This window comes from Nostoc sp., assembly GCF_036919815.1.
GTDB lineage: Bacteria > Cyanobacteriota > Cyanobacteriia > Cyanobacteriales > Nostocaceae > Nostoc.
Map to the genome: position 1 here is coordinate 80,843 of NZ_JBALCE010000014.1, position 17,378 is coordinate 98,220.

At 42.0% G+C, this 17,378-nt stretch carries 15 protein-coding genes and 1 pseudogene; 7 read left to right on the top strand and 9 right to left on the bottom strand.

The window, feature by feature from the left end; all coding sequences use genetic code 11:
* Positions 1-21 precede the first annotated feature (21 nt).
* The 3 genes from dnaN to V7K15_RS04865 form a co-directional block, all read right to left on the bottom strand.
* Positions 22-1,185, bottom strand: coding sequence for a DNA polymerase III subunit beta (dnaN, locus tag V7K15_RS04855; RefSeq protein ID WP_334903501.1), 1,164 nt, complete (start codon positions 1,183-1,185; stop codon positions 22-24).
* Positions 1,186-1,323: 138 nt separating this feature from the next.
* The gene (locus V7K15_RS04860) at positions 1,324-1,581 is read right to left on the bottom strand and encodes a hypothetical protein (protein WP_334903503.1); all 258 of its coding nucleotides are present in this window, start codon (positions 1,579-1,581) and stop codon (positions 1,324-1,326) included.
* A 398-nt stretch (positions 1,582-1,979) separates the two neighbouring features.
* A complete protein-coding gene (locus V7K15_RS04865; protein WP_334903506.1) occupies positions 1,980-2,711 on the bottom strand; it encodes a hypothetical protein in 732 nt (243 codons plus the stop codon).
* A 198-nt stretch (positions 2,712-2,909) separates the two neighbouring features.
* On the opposite strand from V7K15_RS04865, the gene V7K15_RS04870 reads away from it, so the two are divergent.
* From V7K15_RS04870 to ygfZ, 4 genes are all read left to right on the top strand, one after another.
* Positions 2,910-3,119 carry a hypothetical protein gene (locus V7K15_RS04870; protein ID WP_334903508.1) on the top strand — a complete coding sequence of 70 codons (210 nt, stop codon included), beginning with the start codon at positions 2,910-2,912 and terminating at the stop codon, positions 3,117-3,119.
* Positions 3,116-3,259, top strand: coding sequence for a hypothetical protein (locus V7K15_RS04875; RefSeq protein WP_334903509.1), 144 nt, complete (start codon positions 3,116-3,118; stop codon positions 3,257-3,259). Before V7K15_RS04870 ends, V7K15_RS04875 begins: the two co-directional genes overlap by 4 nt.
* A 578-nt stretch (positions 3,260-3,837) precedes the next feature.
* On the top strand, positions 3,838-7,347 hold the full coding sequence (locus V7K15_RS04880; RefSeq protein WP_334903511.1) for a GAF domain-containing protein: 3,510 nt from the start codon (positions 3,838-3,840) through the stop codon (positions 7,345-7,347).
* 116 nt (positions 7,348-7,463) lie between these two features.
* Positions 7,464-8,462, top strand: coding sequence for a CAF17-like 4Fe-4S cluster assembly/insertion protein YgfZ (ygfZ, locus tag V7K15_RS04885; RefSeq protein ID WP_334903513.1), 999 nt, complete (start codon positions 7,464-7,466; stop codon positions 8,460-8,462).
* A 5-nt stretch (positions 8,463-8,467) separates the two neighbouring features.
* On the opposite strand, the gene V7K15_RS04890 is transcribed toward ygfZ, so the two are convergent.
* The 6 genes and pseudogenes from V7K15_RS04890 to V7K15_RS04915 all read right to left on the bottom strand — a co-directional run bounded on the left by V7K15_RS04890 (position 8,468) and on the right by V7K15_RS04915 (position 12,044).
* Complete coding sequence (locus V7K15_RS04890) at positions 8,468-9,445, bottom strand: DUF5331 domain-containing protein (protein WP_334903515.1); 978 nt, start codon at positions 9,443-9,445, stop codon at positions 8,468-8,470.
* A gap of 181 nt (positions 9,446-9,626) precedes the next feature.
* A complete protein-coding gene (locus V7K15_RS04895) occupies positions 9,627-9,914 on the bottom strand; it encodes a (2Fe-2S) ferredoxin domain-containing protein (RefSeq protein ID WP_334903517.1) in 288 nt (95 codons plus the stop codon).
* A gap of 70 nt (positions 9,915-9,984) precedes the next feature.
* Positions 9,985-10,959 carry a cysteine synthase A gene (locus V7K15_RS04900; protein WP_334903519.1) on the bottom strand — a complete coding sequence of 325 codons (975 nt, stop codon included), beginning with the start codon at positions 10,957-10,959 and terminating at the stop codon, positions 9,985-9,987.
* A 73-nt stretch (positions 10,960-11,032) separates the two neighbouring features.
* Positions 11,033-11,227 (bottom strand): annotated as a pseudogene (locus V7K15_RS04905) (type II toxin-antitoxin system HicA family toxin); the annotation flags it as partial.
* 13 nt (positions 11,228-11,240) lie between these two features.
* Positions 11,241-11,471 (bottom strand): type II toxin-antitoxin system HicB family antitoxin, encoded by a 231-nt coding sequence (locus tag V7K15_RS04910; protein ID WP_334903521.1) that lies wholly within the window; start codon positions 11,469-11,471, stop codon positions 11,241-11,243.
* Between the two features lie 6 nt (positions 11,472-11,477).
* Entirely contained in the window at positions 11,478-12,044 is a 567-nt protein-coding gene (locus V7K15_RS04915) for a Uma2 family endonuclease (protein WP_442949646.1), read from the bottom strand.
* Positions 12,045-12,396: 352 nt separating this feature from the next.
* Here V7K15_RS04915 and V7K15_RS04920 point away from each other — a divergent pair, with 352 nt between their 5' ends.
* The 3 genes from V7K15_RS04920 (at position 12,397) to V7K15_RS04930 (ending at position 17,331) form a co-directional block, all read left to right on the top strand.
* On the top strand, positions 12,397-12,723 hold the full coding sequence (locus V7K15_RS04920) for a DUF3040 domain-containing protein (protein WP_334903523.1): 327 nt from the start codon (positions 12,397-12,399) through the stop codon (positions 12,721-12,723).
* A gap of 16 nt (positions 12,724-12,739) precedes the next feature.
* The gene (locus V7K15_RS04925) at positions 12,740-14,821 is read left to right on the top strand and encodes a dynamin family protein (RefSeq protein WP_334903587.1); all 2,082 of its coding nucleotides are present in this window, start codon (positions 12,740-12,742) and stop codon (positions 14,819-14,821) included.
* A 263-nt stretch (positions 14,822-15,084) separates the two neighbouring features.
* Positions 15,085-17,331: a dynamin family protein gene (locus V7K15_RS04930; RefSeq protein WP_334903524.1), complete on the top strand. Its 2,247-nt coding sequence runs from the start codon at positions 15,085-15,087 to the stop codon at positions 17,329-17,331.
* Positions 17,332-17,378 lie beyond the last annotated feature (47 nt).

Sequence of the window (17,378 nt, forward strand, 5' to 3'; positions counted from 1 at the left end):
TTAAAAGTCGCTACATTTTTTTTAACTTCTAAGTTGCACGGGCATAGCTAAATAGGTCATTTTCAAACCGCCCAGTGGCGTAAAAATTACTGGAGTTAGGCTTTGATTTAAATGCATTTGAATTTCGGAAGATGGTAATTCTTTCAAGCCTTCCATCAAATATTTAATGTTAAAGGCAATCTCTATGTTTTCCCCAGAAATCTGTGCCGGCATTGACTCTCTACCACTGCCCACATCTTGAGCTTCACAAGATAAGGTAATTTCTTGGGCTTCACTGTCAATACTGACCTTGACAATATTATTTTTTTGATCGGCTAGCACAGCAATCCGTTCCAAAGTGCTGACAAATTGTCGCCGTTCAATTGTGACTTGTCGCTCAAATTGGCGCGGGATTAGTTGTCGATAAGCAGGATATTGCCCTTCTAATGTGCGACTAGTCAAGCGTTGATTTTGCCATGCAAACACAACTTGACCTTGATCAAAATATAAAGCTACAGGTTCATCTGATGAGGCGCTATGAGCTAGCATTCGTTGTAGTTCGCGTAATGCTCTAGCTGGTACTGTCACTTCTAGCTGACTAGTTCCGCCTAGAGGACGCTCGTTGCTAGTTTCTACTACTGCTAGGCGATGTCCGTCGGTAGCTGCAAATTCTAGGGTATCTTGTTTAACTGTTAAATGCACTCCGGTAAGTACTTGCTTGGTTTCATCACTACTCGTAGCAAATAATGAACCGCGTAAGCCCTCAATTAATGAGGCGGTGGTGAGATGGATTACTTCGGTATTTTCAATTACAGGTAGTTCGGGAAATTCTTCAGGCCCCATTGCTCGTACTTGGTAATGTCCACTCTTGGGTGTGAGTGTGACAATTAAACCTTCGCCAGTAGATGTTGCACCTGTGAGGGCTGATTCATCGTCTAAAGTGATTTCACCCTCTGGAAGACGAGAGGTGATGTCTACAAGTAATTTAGCAGGAAGTGCGATCGCGCCTCCTTGCCATACCTCTGCGTTAAAGCTGGTGCGGATTCCCAAGCTGAGATCAAAGGCTGTTAAGCTGACTTGGTTAGTTTCAGCATCCGCTTGTAGCAGCACATTGGCAAGTACTGGATGAGTTGGTCGTGAAGGTACTGCACGACTGACGAGTGAGAGATTTGTACTGAGATCGCTTTGGGAGCAAACTAATTTCATAAGTCAGATTCAGCTGGTGAAAGATATCGTAACATCCTTATTGTTGATAGGCGATCGCTGTTTTCTGGTTAGTGCTCCGGTGTAGCCCACCGTAGGCATCGCTGACGAAGGTATCTACCAAAATCGTAGGATAATAGGTCATGATTTCTGTTGGTGGCTCTGCTGTATCCGCGATGCAATAACTGCTCTGCGAACGTCTCGGTCTGACAAATTACCAACACAGAGCAAATGCTGGGGAATTCCTCCCATGCGATCTAGAATGCTTTTCTCACCATGAGATGTGGAATTTTTCTGATCCTGTCTACCTTTTATAAATAGCAAGAAGTCCAACACTTCTTCCACTAGAGAATCTGAAACCTGCTCAATTTCCTGAATAAGTTGCTCTCTGGCTGTCATAAATTATCTGCCTTAATACCAACAGGACTTCATTTATCACGTTAACAGGCTTGGAGGGGCATACAGTTCGCTTCAGTTTAGACTTACGCACAAGTCTACGAAATAACGTAGACGCTTCGGCTTGCCGCAGGCTACCACAGAGGCGCAGAGAAGCCAGTGCGTTGCGGGGGTTCCAAGAGTTGTAGCAACTGGCGCGACACACAAGAGAAGTCGGAGCGGCGGCTTGGGCCGTTAGCGTCACGCTTTCTCGTGTCCCTTGAGCGTCTCTGAACTTCTCCCAACGCGAAGGAGCGTCTCCAAGAGTTGGGGAGACGCTGCGCGAACGCTAACGGCGAACTACAAGATTTTATCGCTCTGTGTCCAGATGCGCGTGAGGTTAGGAAAGCGTAGACTTAATATTAGTTTTTAGATATATAGATTTTCAGTTGAATGCTTTCTTTCAAGCTGCTAAGGTAAGCTAGCAGCGCATAAATAAAAATCACAATTCCGACCATTTCCAAAAACTCTTCAAAAAATATGCCAATTAAGGTTATTAGGGTACGTCGCCCAAAATCTACTCTCAAAAGTCCACCCACCATTTCCATACCTAAGCCTCCACCCACATAAACAACTGCGGCAATCAGAAATAAATAGCGAGTCTTTGGAGGGAGATGGAGCAAAAATTTTAGATATTTAAATGCAAAAACTACCACTAAAACAGCACCAGGGATAACCCAGGTTTGGAAAAATACAGGATTGAGATGAAGCGATTGTCGCACTGACGGAACGATCAAAATCTCGTGAAAACTAAATGCTTCATCCAAACTCAAATAGAAAAATATCAAATATAGAGTTTTCCAGTAAACAAAATAGCGGTCTTTCGTCTTAATAGCGCTAATTACTTTAAGTAATCCCGAACAAAATAATAGAGAGAATGAAGAATACCAGGCAGGAATATTCAATTCTCCATCTAGGCTAAATAGTTCGTAAAACCATTTGGTAGCTGGGAAGGGAAATTTCGAGAGCCAGAAATAGCCACTTAGAACGCCTGCTAAGGTGAGGCACATAACTGTAACACTTAAACGTCGAGCAATTGTTTTAGCACTGAGATGGATTGGGAACTCCACACTATGGATTGATAGTTGCTGCATACAAATATTAAGCTAATTTTCTCTATTTATATCTAACTCACTTTTAGTATCATGCATATTGATTGTAGCATTTTTGAGTAGTATCTAGCCCTCTTTTACCCTTTGTGATTTTCTTCTGATTGTAGTGCTTGGATATTATATAGAAGATTAAATAAGACGAGTGGTAGTATTAGGTAAAACGGAGCTATTGAAGGATATATGCCAGAAATGAACTTAGATGAAATTAAACTTAAAGAACTGTTGAAAACAGCAATTTTTGAAGTCCTTCAAGAGCAGAAAGAAGTACTTGAACATTTATTCGCACAAATTATGGAAGATATCGCCTTAGAAAGGGCTATTAAAGAAGGTGAAAATACTGAAACTGTCAGCCGCGAAGTTATTTTCCAAATTTTGGACAGTAAAGGATGAATATAGAGTTCAGAAAAAGCTTTGAGAAAGATTTAAATAATATTCGGAACGAAGCTTTACTTCAAAAGATTAAGGCGGTTATTGAAGAAGTAGAAAACGCCGAAAATCTAGCAAATATAAGTAATATTAAAAAACTCTAAGCAGATGGTAAGCTGTTCTACATTTAACTTGGATAATTAAGGCGGGCAAGATGCCCACCCCACAAGAGTTTGATTTAATTCGATTCTGTAGTTTAGATGTTTTATTAGCTTAACTATTATCGCATGAAAATTGGAGGCTACAGAGTTGGAATTGCACTATCAGAGGGGGCAGTGCTTTTTGTAAGAGTATTACACAGGAAAGATGTTTACAGGTACTTTCGGTAATGTAAGCGATCGCCTAAAGCATAACTCTTTTCACTGCCGATACGGTTAGGCTTGCTCAAAATGGTTTTATTTCCTTCTTTTTAAGGGGGAGCTTTAAGGACTATGCACCTTAACCAAATCGGATTCGGCTAACTTGTTCTAAAATTTGCTCCGGCGTAGCCAAACTTAGGCATCGCCCGGTTTTTTCGATACTTTCCAGGTTCAGAACTTAAGTGCATTAGTAAAAGTAAGAAAAGAATATGCGGAGGAGCTTTGTTTTTGGCTGCGATATATCCCCGTATTTTTACTACTACTCTATACAGTAATTAATTACCAGAATAGAAAGTATACAAATCATAAAAATACTCAAAGATATGGGATCGTTGACAAAGCAAGAGCAAGTAAGTCAAACTCAAGAAATTTTATTACATCGCATTGCGAGTCGTATTCGGCAATCTTTAGAACTGCAAGAAATTTTATCGGCGACGGTTGTAGAAGTACGCTCCTTTCTAGACACTGATCGCGTCAAAATTTATCAGTTTCAACCCGATGGTCATGGATTAGTCATTGCTGAATCGATTCAGCCAGGTCGGTTGCCACCTCTTGTGGGGTTAAATTTCCCCGCAGATGACATCCCACCCTATGCGCGTGAACTATTTGTCCGAGCCCGCCAGCGAAGTATTGTTGATTTGATAACACACGAAATTGGGATCAGTCCTCTCAATTGCTCAGAAACAGGCAAACTCTTAGACCAGCAAGATATTCGCTATCGTCCCGTCGATCCCTGCCATATAGAATATTTAACAGCAATGGGCGTAAAGTCTTCAGTAGTAGTACCAATTGTTTTAAAAAGCAAGGAAACAGGGAAAGATTCATTACCTTCTCTGGAGCAATCATCTCAATTATGGGGACTATTGGTATCTCACCATTCAGAAGCGCGAGTGGTGACTGAACAGGAATTGTTATTAATTCAGTTGGTTGTCGATCAGCTGGCGATCGCCATATCGCAATCGATTTTACTCAGTCAAGTGCGAGAGCAAGCCCGTCAAGAAGCAATTATTAATCAAGTTACTGAGCAACTGCATACTACGCCTATTGTCCAACTGCAAGCTGCCCTTGAAGAAACAGTAGCTGCTTTTCAAGGCTCTGGAGGACGAGTCTACTTGCTGCCAGACGGCGAACAAACAACAGAAATCTATACTTGTGGGATACAGCCTAATCAACTTGATATCGGACAAGATAGACCGATTGAGGAGCATCGATTGTGGCAGAAATATCTCCATTCCGCCACTATCTCATCCCCCGATTATCCAGAAAAGCAAAAGAACAAAACATGGTCAGTGAATTGGATAAGAGCAGTTTACGCTTTAACTCCTCCACCTAACGAACTCAGTTGTGACTTAAATTTGTGGGCAATTGGCGATCTTTATAAAGAACCCTTATTGCGATCGCTCGCCCCCAGTTTCCAAACAACCCAAATCCGGGCTTTGTTGATTATACCGCTACAGCATGGTGCCACCGTCGTTGGCTGTTTAACCATCTTCCGAGATGAGGTGGATATTGAAACTATTTGGGCAGGCTGTGCTGATACCGATTCTCGCCAACTGATGCCGCGTCAGTCCTTTGCAGCATGGCGCGAACTCAAAACCGGACAAACCCAGCAGTGGGCAGAATCGGAAGTGAAGTTGGCGCAAGCATTAGGCGAACGCTTTGCAACGGCAGTAAAGCAGTATCGACTTTACCAACAAGTGCAAGCCTTGAATACAAACCTAGAGCAACAAGTGCGCGATCGCACCGCCGAACTGCAACAAACTAATACCGATTTGCAATGCTCGACTATTGAGCTACAGCGCTCGATGGAACGGCAGCAAGCTCTGGCTCGGATCATTGCTAAGATGCGACAGTCGCTAGACGTTACTACTATTTTCCGAACCACGACTGAGGAAGTTTGCCAATTACTGAAGAGCGATCGCTTAAGTGTCTATCGTTTTAATGCCAACTGGGGAGGTGAATTTGTCAGTGATTATGAATCTACAAATCCCCAATGGCAGAGAAATGGTAAGCTGGGAGTAGGTGTCGTGTGGGATGACACATACTTACAGGAAACCCAAGGTGGACGCTACCGCAATAATGAAACTTCTGTAGTTGATGATATCTATAGCGTCGGATTTACCCAGTGCCACCTTGAGATACTTGAACAATTTCATGTTAAAGCCTTCATGATTGCGCCGATTTTTGTGGGGCAAGAACTATGGGGTTTATTGGGAGCCTATCAACATTCAAGCTCCCGGCATTGGGAAGCTTTAGAAGTCGAGTTTTTCACGCAAATAGCAACTCAGCTGGGAGTGGCGTTGCAACAAGCTGAGTATTTAGAACAAGTGCGATCGCAAACCAGACAATTGGCGCTTGTGGCAGAGCAACAGCAAACTTTAGCTAGTGTGATTACCAAACTTCGGGAATCACTGGACTTGAACGCGATTTTTGAAACCACGACTCAAGAACTTCGACGAGTACTCAATGCCGATCGGGTTGTGGTCTTTCGCTTGTATTCTGAATCTAACCATAACGGCGGCGAAGTTATTGCAGAAGATGTTGCATCGCGTTTCCCATCGATCTTAACGGCGAAGGTGTACGATCACTGCTTAGGTGAGCAGTATACTAAGAAATTCTCCCAAGGCCACATTCATGCAACCACCGATATTTATAACAGCGAGTTAGACGATTGTTATATTTCAATGCTGTCTCGCTTCCAAGTCAGGGCAAACTTAGTAATTCCCATGATCAAGCAAGGGCAGCTATGGGGTTTACTGTGTATTCATCAATGCCAAAAACCCCGTGAGTGGCAAGAGTCTGAAATTGAATTTGTGAGCCAAATTGCCTCTCAGTTAGGAGTTGCTTTACAACACGCAGTACTGCTCAACCACACACAGCAGCAAGCCAGCCAACTTTCCGAAGCACTTGAACATTTGCAACAAACTCAAGCTCATCTACTTCAGACTGAAAAGATGTCGAGTCTGGGATTACTAGTAGCAGGGGTTGCCCATGAAATTAATAATCCAGTCACTTTTATCTCCGGCAATCTCATTCATCTTCATGAATATACGCAAAACTTGATTGAGATGCTTAATGTTTATCAACAGGTATATCCTGAACCTAATCTGGAAATTCAACGACAAGCAAAATTAGCAGATTTGGAATTCATCGCTGAAGATTTGCCTAAACTGTTTTCTTCGCTGACACTAGGTGCTGAACGAATTAGTGAAATTGTTCTTTCCTTGCGAAATTTTTCTCGTCTCGACCAAGCCGAGGTAAAACCTGTTGATATTCGTGAGGGACTCGATAACACTCTATTAATATTGCAGCATCGTCTTAAGGGTAATTCATTACATTCAGGCGTTGAGATTGTCAAACAGTACGGCGATTTACCGCTTGTAGAGTGTTTTGCTGGACAACTTAACCAAGTGTTTATGAACCTGTTAGCAAATGCAATCGATGCGCTGGAGGATTTATGCGGTCAGTCTGCGAAATCAGGTGCAAATAAACACCATCCTCTGATCACTATAAAAACACAGCTTATAGCAGATGATTGGGTGCAAATCTCCATTAAGGATAATGGAGTCGGAATGACAAAAGAGGTACAGGCTAGGCTATTCGATCCATTTTTCACAACAAAGCCTGTCGGTCAAGGTACAGGTTTAGGACTCTCAATTAGTTACCAAATTGTAGAAAAGCACGGAGGCAAATTAGAGTGTCTGTCCCAACCTGGTGAGGGGGCTGAGTTTGTAATTGAAATTCCAATTAAACAATCTGAGGTCAAAGTAGTAAACCTCCGAGGCGATACAGAAGGAATCTACAAAGCTGATTGGTACGTCAGTTCTAATTAAATATATCAGAGTTGATTATACGCTAGAAGAAAACCGGAGGTGCATTGAAGCCACAAACGCTTATTTGTTAAGATTTCCAGTGCGACAACATTGAAACAGGGCAACTTCTGATCACCATGCCAACATCATCTACACTTGACGATAAAGACACAGCAGCTATCCAAGCCGCCAGAGTTGGGGTTGCTATATGCGATCGCACCGCCTGGGGACGCATCAAAGTTTCTGGCGACGATCGCCTCAATTTCTTGCACAACCAAAGTACTAACAATTTCCAAATACTCAAGCCAGGACAAGGTTGTGATACAGTTTTTGTCACTTCCACAGCCAGAACAATTGATTTAGCAACCGCCTACATTAAAGAAGATGCAGTAATCTTGCTAGTTTCACCCAACCGCCGCCAGTTTCTCATGGAATGGCTGGATAAATATATTTTCTTTGCTGACAAGGTGGAATTATCTGATATCACAGAAGACACCAACACCTTCAGCCTCATGGGCCCAGGAAGCGACGCTGTTTTAGAAAAGTTGGGTATTGGCGAACTGATCGGCCAACCTTATGGTAGTCACAAAGTATACACGATTCCTCCCGCCGAGGGAGTGCAAATTGCTGTGGGTAGTGGGTTAGCTGCTCCCGGATACACCTTAACTTTCCCCTACACTGATAAAGCAACAGTGTGGAACAAATTGTTAGAAGCTGGGGCGGTAGAGATGAGCGATCGCGCTTGGGATGCCTTGCGAATCTTACAAGGCCGCCCCGCCCCAGATGCTGAACTTACAGATGATTACAATCCTCTGGAGGTCGGTTTGTGGCAAACAATTTCTTTTAATAAAGGTTGCTATATTGGGCAAGAAACCATTGCTCGGTTAAATACATATAAAGGTGTAAAACAACACCTTTTGGGTATACGGCTCAGTGCCCCTGCGTCAGTTGGCAGTGCGATCGCAGTTGGAGATGAAAAGGTTGGCAAACTTACCAGTTACACAGAAACCTCTGATGGTTATTTTGGACTAGGTTACATTCGCAGCAAAGCTGGTGGCGTGGGCTTAAAAGTTCAAGTGGGAGAAACCGAAGGTGAAGTAGTAGAAATCCCCTTTGTTTCTCACGAGTACCCATAAGCAATTCAAAGAAAAATATTTTCCTTTTTATCCCTAGCGCCATAACAAAATTCATCTACCCAAGAAGCTAGACTACGGGCATTAGTGGTTGGTAAATTCACTTTGCTTTTAACCTCTTGTGGTTGGATATTCGGATGTTTGCTGTTATTCTTAACCTCGGTAGTAATTGCTAGCGATCGCACTGGTTTGCCGTTACTAGAAATCTCAGTGGTAATTGCCACTAATGCGCCCACAGGCATTCGGACAGATGGCGATGTCTCACGAGAAGCTGCAAAGCCGCTACGCACTGTTTTGCTATTGCTAGAAATCTTGGTAGCTAATGCCACAGATGGCATAGTTTTGGCTTTGCTGTTAGCCTCAGTGGTCATTGTCAGCAATGTTCCTGAAGGGAGTTGTTGAAGAGACGATGATTGTGGTGGTTGATATTCACTTACAAAACCGGAAGATGGCGTTTCTACAGGAGTATCTGGAGCAATTTTAGTGTCAAATAGAACTACCCACTCCGGTTCGCGTGTGCAAACTACTTCAGCAATATCTGTAAATGATCGCACAAGTTCATCAGCGCGTGGCAAGTTGGAGTCTAGAGTCTTAGCAGGAGAATAAGGCGCAATCTTGCAGCCAGCTACAACCGAGGACATATCTTTATTCTCAGAATGGTTTTGATATGGCGACTCGCTTTCAACTTGGCTTGTAGGCATAGAATGTGCTGATTTTATTAAACGTAACTCTTCATCAGGATTGAAATTAAGACCTAAAGCGGCGACTATTTTATCTGGATCATTATTCAGATCCAGCATAAAAGAAAGTATTTCATCAAACTGAGGTTCTAAAACAGCCAGTGTTGCCAAAATAAAACCGGACAAAGGACGCCGCAGACCATCGTAAGTACTCCAAATTCGCATTTTGACCAGCCAGGGAATATTTTGCTGGTAGTAAATCAGCCAGTTTTGTTTTAAAGATTGACGCAGATGCTGGATATTCATTGGATGCCTCATTTCAGTCAACAAGATTGTAGACCTATATATTGTTAACTAATTAGACATCTGGTGAAATTAAATATGCGTTATCCAGAACCCTTGTAGAGACGTAGCACTGTTACGTCTCTACATTCATTTTCACTCCTAGTCTATTTGATTTCTGAGGATGAAACCGATAATAAAGCATCTATTTGACACCGAGCAAATACTCTTCTACTAGTAAAGATACCTGATCGGGTTGAACGCGGCTATACCAGACCATATCGGGTAATATCAGCACCATCGGTCCATTCCCACATTCTCCTAAACAGCTGCTAGCCGTTACTGTTACATCAGGGATTGACAAAGCTGCAAAAGCTGCTATTATCTTGAGCGCACCTTGCTTTTTGCAAGTACGATTTTGACAAACCCGCACACATCTAGGAGAAGGTTGGTCTATTACCCTGAAGTTTGATGGTTGAGTTATATTGGTCATCTGTCCTTTATCCTTTGTTCTTTATCATTTGTCAAAAGTCAGAAGCTTGCTAATGACCAAGGACTAATGTCTAATCTATTGAAAGTCCTTTTGAGGCTAGCCATTCCGGGTTGAATATCCGCGACTGATACCGGGAACCACTATCACACAAGATGGTGACAATGGTATGTCCTGGGCCTAACTGCTTCGCTAGAGTCACAGCTGCGCCAACATTAATACCCGTTGAACCGCCCATTAACAGCCCATCTTTCCTCAATAGTTGGTAAACTACCCGTAAAGCTTCTTTGTCATCGATTTGGATAGCATCATCAGCAGGTGCGCCTTCCATATTGGCTGTGACACGACCGTTACCGATGCCTTCGGTGATGGAATTTCCTTCTATCTTGATTTCGCCGGTTTTGACATAGCTATAAAGTCCACTACCCAGTGGATCGGCAACAACGCATTTAATCGCCGGATTTTGTTCTTTTAAGTACAAGGACACACCAGCAAAAGTACCACCAGTACCAGTTGCAGCTGTCCATGCATCTATTTTACCATCCGTCTGCGTCCAAATTTCCCGCCCTGTGGTTTCGTAGTGGGCGCGGCGGTTGGCTAAGTTATCAAACTGATTTGCCCAAATGGCATTTTCTAACTCAGCAGCGACTCTGCCAGATAGCTTGACGTAGTTATTCGGGTCTTTGTAAGGTAAAGCGGGGACAGGACGGACTTCTGCTCCTAGTGCTATCAGTGCGTCTATTTTTTCTTGTGACTGGGTATCGGGAATAATAATTAGGCATTTGTAGCCTTTGGCGTTGCAAATATGCGCCAGTCCAATGCCAGTATTACCAGCAGTTCCTTCGACAACGGTGCCACCGGGTTTGAGTAGACCTTTCTCTTCGGCGTCTTCGATGATGTAAAGTGCGGCGCGGTCTTTGACGGAACCACCAGGATTGAGAAATTCTGCTTTACCAAGGATTTCACACCCTGTTTCTTCGCTAAAGCTGTTTAAGCGAATCAAGGGAGTGTTGCCAACAGCGCCGACGAAGCCATTTTTAATATCCATTTTGACTGTACCTGTGTGAGTATCTATAAAAATTTTGGCTTATAGCGGTGGGATGATTTACAGCATTTGAAATTTAAGCTTTCCATTCAAACTCTGGGATGTCTGCTCCGATCATGATGTTGCGTAGCGTTCCTATGGGTAAATCACGACTTTTGTGATCTGGCACAATTACCTGAAGCTGTCGTTCAATATTTCGCCATTTGCGATGACTACCTTTTTGAGAGACTAGCTCAAACCCGTAACGTTGCAAAATTCTCTCAACTTCATCCGTCGGTTACGGCTCATCCCACAGTAACCTCGCGTGTAAGCGCACCAGGTGCTAGGTCGATTGCGTCAGGCTCAAGGTAAAGTGCGTAGACGCAAAGCGGCTTGTCGTTAGACATCGCTTCACGAATATTTTCTAAGGCTTCTTGCTCTGTTTCTCCTGCTGAGACACAACCTGGTAACTCTGGGCACCAAACAGCCCAGTCACCTGTTTCTGAATCTGGTTCAATAATTACACGCCATTTCATTTGTTGTTACCACACTTTATTCAAATTCAGCACAAACCCAGATAATACCGATTCACCGCTAACAGTGGCGGGATTTTCCAGACATTCCTCTAATACACCAGGACGATAAATATAGACTCGGCGATGCTTGCGGTCAATTAACAAGCCTAGCTGTACTCCTGGCTCTCTCATATATTCCTCCATTTTCTCCTTCAAGGGTTTGAGGTTATCAGAAGGCGACCTTAGTTCAACTACAAAATCTGGGCAAATGGGGGCAAACCTTTGCTGTTGTTCTGGCGAGAGAGCATTCCACCGTTCCAGTTTAATCCAGCAAGCATCAGGCGTAGACACGCAGTGGCTTGTCGTCAGACATCGCTCTGCACCTGTTGATAGCTTAAATCCTGTGCTGGAGTCAAAACAAATACCCGTCCCATCTTTTTCTGTCCAAACATACAATTGACCAGCTAGGTTGAAATTACGATTACCTGTCTCTGAACCAGTGGGCGGCATAATTGATATTTCTCCAAATTGATTCCGCTCAATGCGTAAGTCACGATTCACCTGACAAAAGTCAAAAAACTGCTCGTCTGTCATTTGCATTGAGGGAGGAATTTGCACTTTGCACAACTAAAGGGGATGAAAGCATGATGATTTCCTCTAGGTTTTGCTGTCTACCCGACTCGCTTTATTTCTTATTCTCACGCAATTCATTAACTAAATAGCTGCTGGGATTCAAGCTTAATAGCGGTAATAGTCGTTTTCGCTACAAATTTCCGAAAAGCTGCTGCATTTTATGGTAGTTAACTTCCAGCTTAAATTTAGCAGATAATAAAAATTAAAATAGTAATTTTACTGGGGTTAACAAATATTCGTGTAAGTTAGGATACTGCATGATTGACCTGTGGATGCTGACATCTTTTTATTATGTTAGATGGGGTGGACACCGATGACATCTGAAAGCGACCGCCAAATAGAACTCGAACACCGGGAACGTATACTACGAGAACGAGAAGTTGAATTGCGTCTCCGCGAAATGGAAATTAACATCCATGCTACCGATGCGGCTTTTCATCAAACTGTGAAGCATCAGCCAGAAGATTCCCCGAAGCCTTGGATGAAAAAAGTTATCCTCGGTGGAAAGCTGTTTGCTCTTGGTGTGGTAGCCCTGGTTGCAGTGAGAATAGCCTCAGTGCTGGCTGGGTTTATTATCGTTGGTGCACTGGGATGGATGTCTTACAAATTATTTTTGGAATCTAAAAAACCCAATCTTTAATAAAGGTGTAATTATGATGAGCGATCAGGTAGTAACTGACAGATTTATCCAAGATTTAGAGCGTGTTGCTCAAGTGCGATCGCAGATTTCGGTGTGTTTGAGCAAAATTGCTGAAACAATTGATAAAGCTGAATTGGCTGGAGACTTTTCATCAGGGAAACTCAGTTTAGAACGAGATATTGAAGATATTACTCTAGCTAGTAAAAACCTCCGTGAAGGTGTATTTCGCCTTTTGGTCTTGGGCGATATGAAACGGGGAAAAAGCACGTTTCTCAACGCCTTAATTGGTGAAAACTTATTACCGAGCGATGTTAACCCTTGTACCGCAGTCTTAACAGTTTTACGTTATGGTCCAGAAAAGAAAGTTACGATTCATTTTAATGATGGTAAAAGTCCACAACAGCTAGATTTTCAGAACTTTAAACATAAATATACCATTTATCCGGGTGAAGCTAAAAAACTAGAGCAGGAGAAAAAACAAGCTTTTCCTGATGTTGATTATGCAGTAGTTGAGTATCCTTTAACGCTACTAGAAAAGGGAATTGAAATTGTCGATAGTCCAGGATTAAATGATACAGAAGCGCGAAACGAATTATCTTTGGGTTATGTAAATAATTGCCATGCAATTCTGTTTGTGATGAGAGCTTCTCAACCTTGTACCTTGGGTGAGCGTCGCTACCTAGAAAATTATATTAAAGGTCGAGGATTGACGGTTTTTTTCTTAGTTAATGCTTGGGATCAGGTGCGGGAATCATTGATTGATCCTGATGATGTGGAAGAATTAAAAGGATCTGAGGAGAGATTACGGCAAGTATTTAATGCGAATTTAGCAGAATATTGTTCTGTAGAAGGTCAGAATATTTATGACGAACGCGTGTTTGAGCTTTCGTCAATTCAAGCACTCAGACGACGGTTGAAAAATCCTCAAGCTGATTTAGAGGGGACTGGCTTTCCGAAGTTTATGAGTTCGCTTAATACTTTTCTTACCAGAGAACGTGCGATCGCAGAACTCCGTCAAGTCAGAACCTTAGCAAGACTTGCCTGCAATCATATCGGCGAAGCAGTTGCTAGACGTATACCATTACTTGACCAGGATGTAAATGAATTAAAAAAACGAATTGATTCAGTGGAACCAGAGTTTAAGAAACTCACAGGTATTCGGAATGAATTTCAAAAAGAAATTATCAATACAAGAGACACTCAAGCAAGAACGATTTCTGAATCTTTTCGCAGCTACGTTTTAAACTTAGGTAATACCTTTGAAAACGATTTCTTACGCTATCAGCCGGAATTAAATCTATTTGATTTCCTTAGTAGCGGTAAACGAGAAGCATTTAACACCGCACTGCAAAAAGCCTTTGAGCAATACATCACCGACAAATCTGCTGCTTGGACATTAACTGCTGAAAAAGATATCAATGCAGCTTTTAAAGAACTTTCTCGCAGTGCTGCACAATATGGCGCGTCTTACAGTCAAGTCACAGACCAAATAACAGAAAAACTGACTGGACAAAACGTTAAAGTAAATACCACTACCACTGCTGAAGAAGATAACTCTCCCGGCTGGGCAAAATGGGCAATGGGATTGTTATCACTGTCCAAGGGAAATCTTGCTGGTTTCGCACTAGCTGGTGCTGGATTTGATTGGAAAAATATCTTGTTAAACTACTTCACTGTAATTGGTGTTGGCGGGATAATTACAGCAGTGACAGGTATTTTTCTTGGGCCAATTGGGTTTGCGCTGCTAGGTTTGGGAGTAGGATTTTTGCAAGCAGATCAAGCCCGTAAAGAGTTAGTTAAAACTGCTGAAAAAGAGTTAGTTAAACACCTACCTCAAGTAGCACATGAGCAATCTCAGGTTGTATACAATGCCGTGAAAGAGTGTTTTGACTCTTACGAAAGAGAAGTGAGTAAGCGGATTAACGATGATATTGTATCTCGTAAATCTGAATTAGATAATCTGCTAAAGCAGAAAGAAACCCGCGAAATTAATCGGGAGAGTGAGTTCAAACGTTTAAAAACCTTACAGGAAGATGTAATAGCTCAGTTGCAAAAAATTGAGGCGCCGTATAGCAACTTATTAGCTTACTATAGCTGATATTTCTCATTACTCTCATTCCCAGTCTCCGACTGGGAATGCCTACTGCGAGGCTGCGTCTCCCATAACCATAAGTAGCTAAACGTAAATAAGTTAAAGTTTGTAGTAAGGACTTTAGTCCTGATAAACTTTGCTATGAGCGATGAATCGCTCACTACGAACTAGGATTTTATTGTATGTTTAATTATACCTACCTCCTTAACAATGTGAGGCGATCGCCTCAATGATCTGCATTACTAGGCGGAGCAACGAAATGAGGAACTATGCAGCAACAGTATGAAGGTTATAAGGATTTAGCAGATTGTCTTAAATCTGCATCTGCGTTACTGGATTTAGAACCCAAATCGCAACTGCATCAAGGTATAATTACCATTTGCAATCATCTGGTTAATCCTAGCTTTCGCATTGCGGTATTTGGCCCCTTTAATCATGGCAAGTCTACCCTATTGAATGCCATACTGGGGAATCGCACCTTACCAATTGATTTAATTCCTACCACAGGTGCGTCAATTACTGTCAAGTACGGCTCTGATGTGCGAACTCGCATCATGTTGGTAGATGGTACAGAAATCTCTCGCAGTGGCACAGAAGTTTTACAGCAATTTGCAATTCTTGATGGCAATAGACAGATGCGAAAAGATGTAGCATCTGTGGAAGTTTTTTGTCCGCATCCGTTCTTAGAAACAGGTGTAGAATTACTCGACTTACCGGGAACAAATGATCGAGAGGAACAAGATAATTTAGTCAGAGAACAACTTTTAAGTGCAGATTTAGTCATCCAATTATTAGATGTACGCAAGTTAATGACTTTGAGTGAGCGGGAAAACTTACGAGATTGGCTACTAGATCGCGGCATTAAAACAGTTATATTTGTTGCCAATTTTATGAACTTACTCGAACCCGACGAGCAAAAACAAGTTCAAAATCGCCTGCGGTTTGTTGCAGAAAGCTTTCGATCAGAATTGCCTCCAGGTTTTAGTAATTTATATCGCGTTGATGCTTTACCTGCCTTAAGAGCCAGATTAAAAGGCGATGTTGCTGCTGCTAATAGTAGCGGGTTAGCGGCTTTTGAAACAGCTTTGCAAAATATTGTAGGGATTTTGCAACCAAATCGTGGTAGTGTGCGTTTGCCAAGAGTGGAAGCGATCGCTTCTCAAATCCAACTCTTATTAAAAGCTAAAATTGACCCGATTGCTATTGAAATAAAATCCTTTGATGATAAAGAAAATAGCAAAATTGAAATTAAACAAAAAGCAGCCAACTTAATTTATAAAGGTTTTACTACTAGCATGGGAGAGTTACGCGATTGGCTAGCATTACCTAAGCTACTCACAAAATATCAAGCTGATGCAGCAGTTGCATTGGCAGAAAACAAGTTTAAAGCTTGGCAAACAAATACTCTTAAAAAAGACCTGACTCAGTTACAATTTGCTGTGGTAAAATGGCTTTATCAAGCTTACGAATTTTTCCAAGAAGAACGACCGCAAGATTTATTAATTCCCTTTCCTAGCGAACCACAAGTAATACTACCCTCAAAGCCAAGCAATACTGATGATTTGAGTGAACCTAGTTCCATCGCTGTTGGTAGTGGTATTGGTTGGTTATTGGGCGGTCCGGTGGGTGCTGCTGTCGTCGGAAGTATTTCTTATTTGTTAAACAAGAATATCCAGACACAAGACGAACAATTAGCAAAGGAATCTTATCATCAAGAAGTAGCTAAACTTTGTATAACTGCAATTGAAGATTATTTATCTTGCTTCAGCAGTCAAGGGTTATCCATTTTGAATGAATATGAACAGAAAGCCGAAAAAGTAATTTGCTTTGAATTGAGTCAAGAACCACTAGAAATTACTAATAAACGGGAAAATTTGCAGCAGTTACAAAACGGTTTCAATCAGTTGCTGCAAGAGTTAGAAAAAGTCAAAATACTCTCAAATCATCAATCTTATAAAGAAATACCCAAATACAGCAACATCAATAGAAAATATTCACTACAACCAAAGAGAGTTCAAACTTCCCCTAAAAAAGATACTGGTGTTAAGCAAGAACAGGAAAATCCTGTTAAGAATACTGGGACACGGGTAGAATATGTTTCTCCACCACCACAGCCAAAAGCTTCTCCCTCTTCGCGTCCAGAAGAGGTGGAGGCGAAATTTCGTGATTGGGAACTCAATGAGGAAATAGCGCGAATGAAAGCAGAGATGCGTAGCCCTAAGGCTTGTCGTCAGACATCGCCTAGTTTTAAAACTGGCAAACAACAAAATGCAACTCAAAGCAATAAAGCACCCAACCAACCAAAAAACCAGACGGAAAAAGATAAAATTACTCGCGCCTACAGTATTTTAGGATTGCAAGCAAATGCTTCTTTGGCTGAGGTAAAGCTGGCTTATCGAACTTTAGTAAAAAAGTGGCATCCAGATTTGTTTGTGAATCAGCCACAACTGCTAAAACAAGCACAAGAGAAAATGCACTTACTTAATGAAGCTTACACAATTTTGAGTGATAAATGAAAAACAAGATACCTGAGTTCTCAAAAAAGTCAGGTATCTTTAAATTT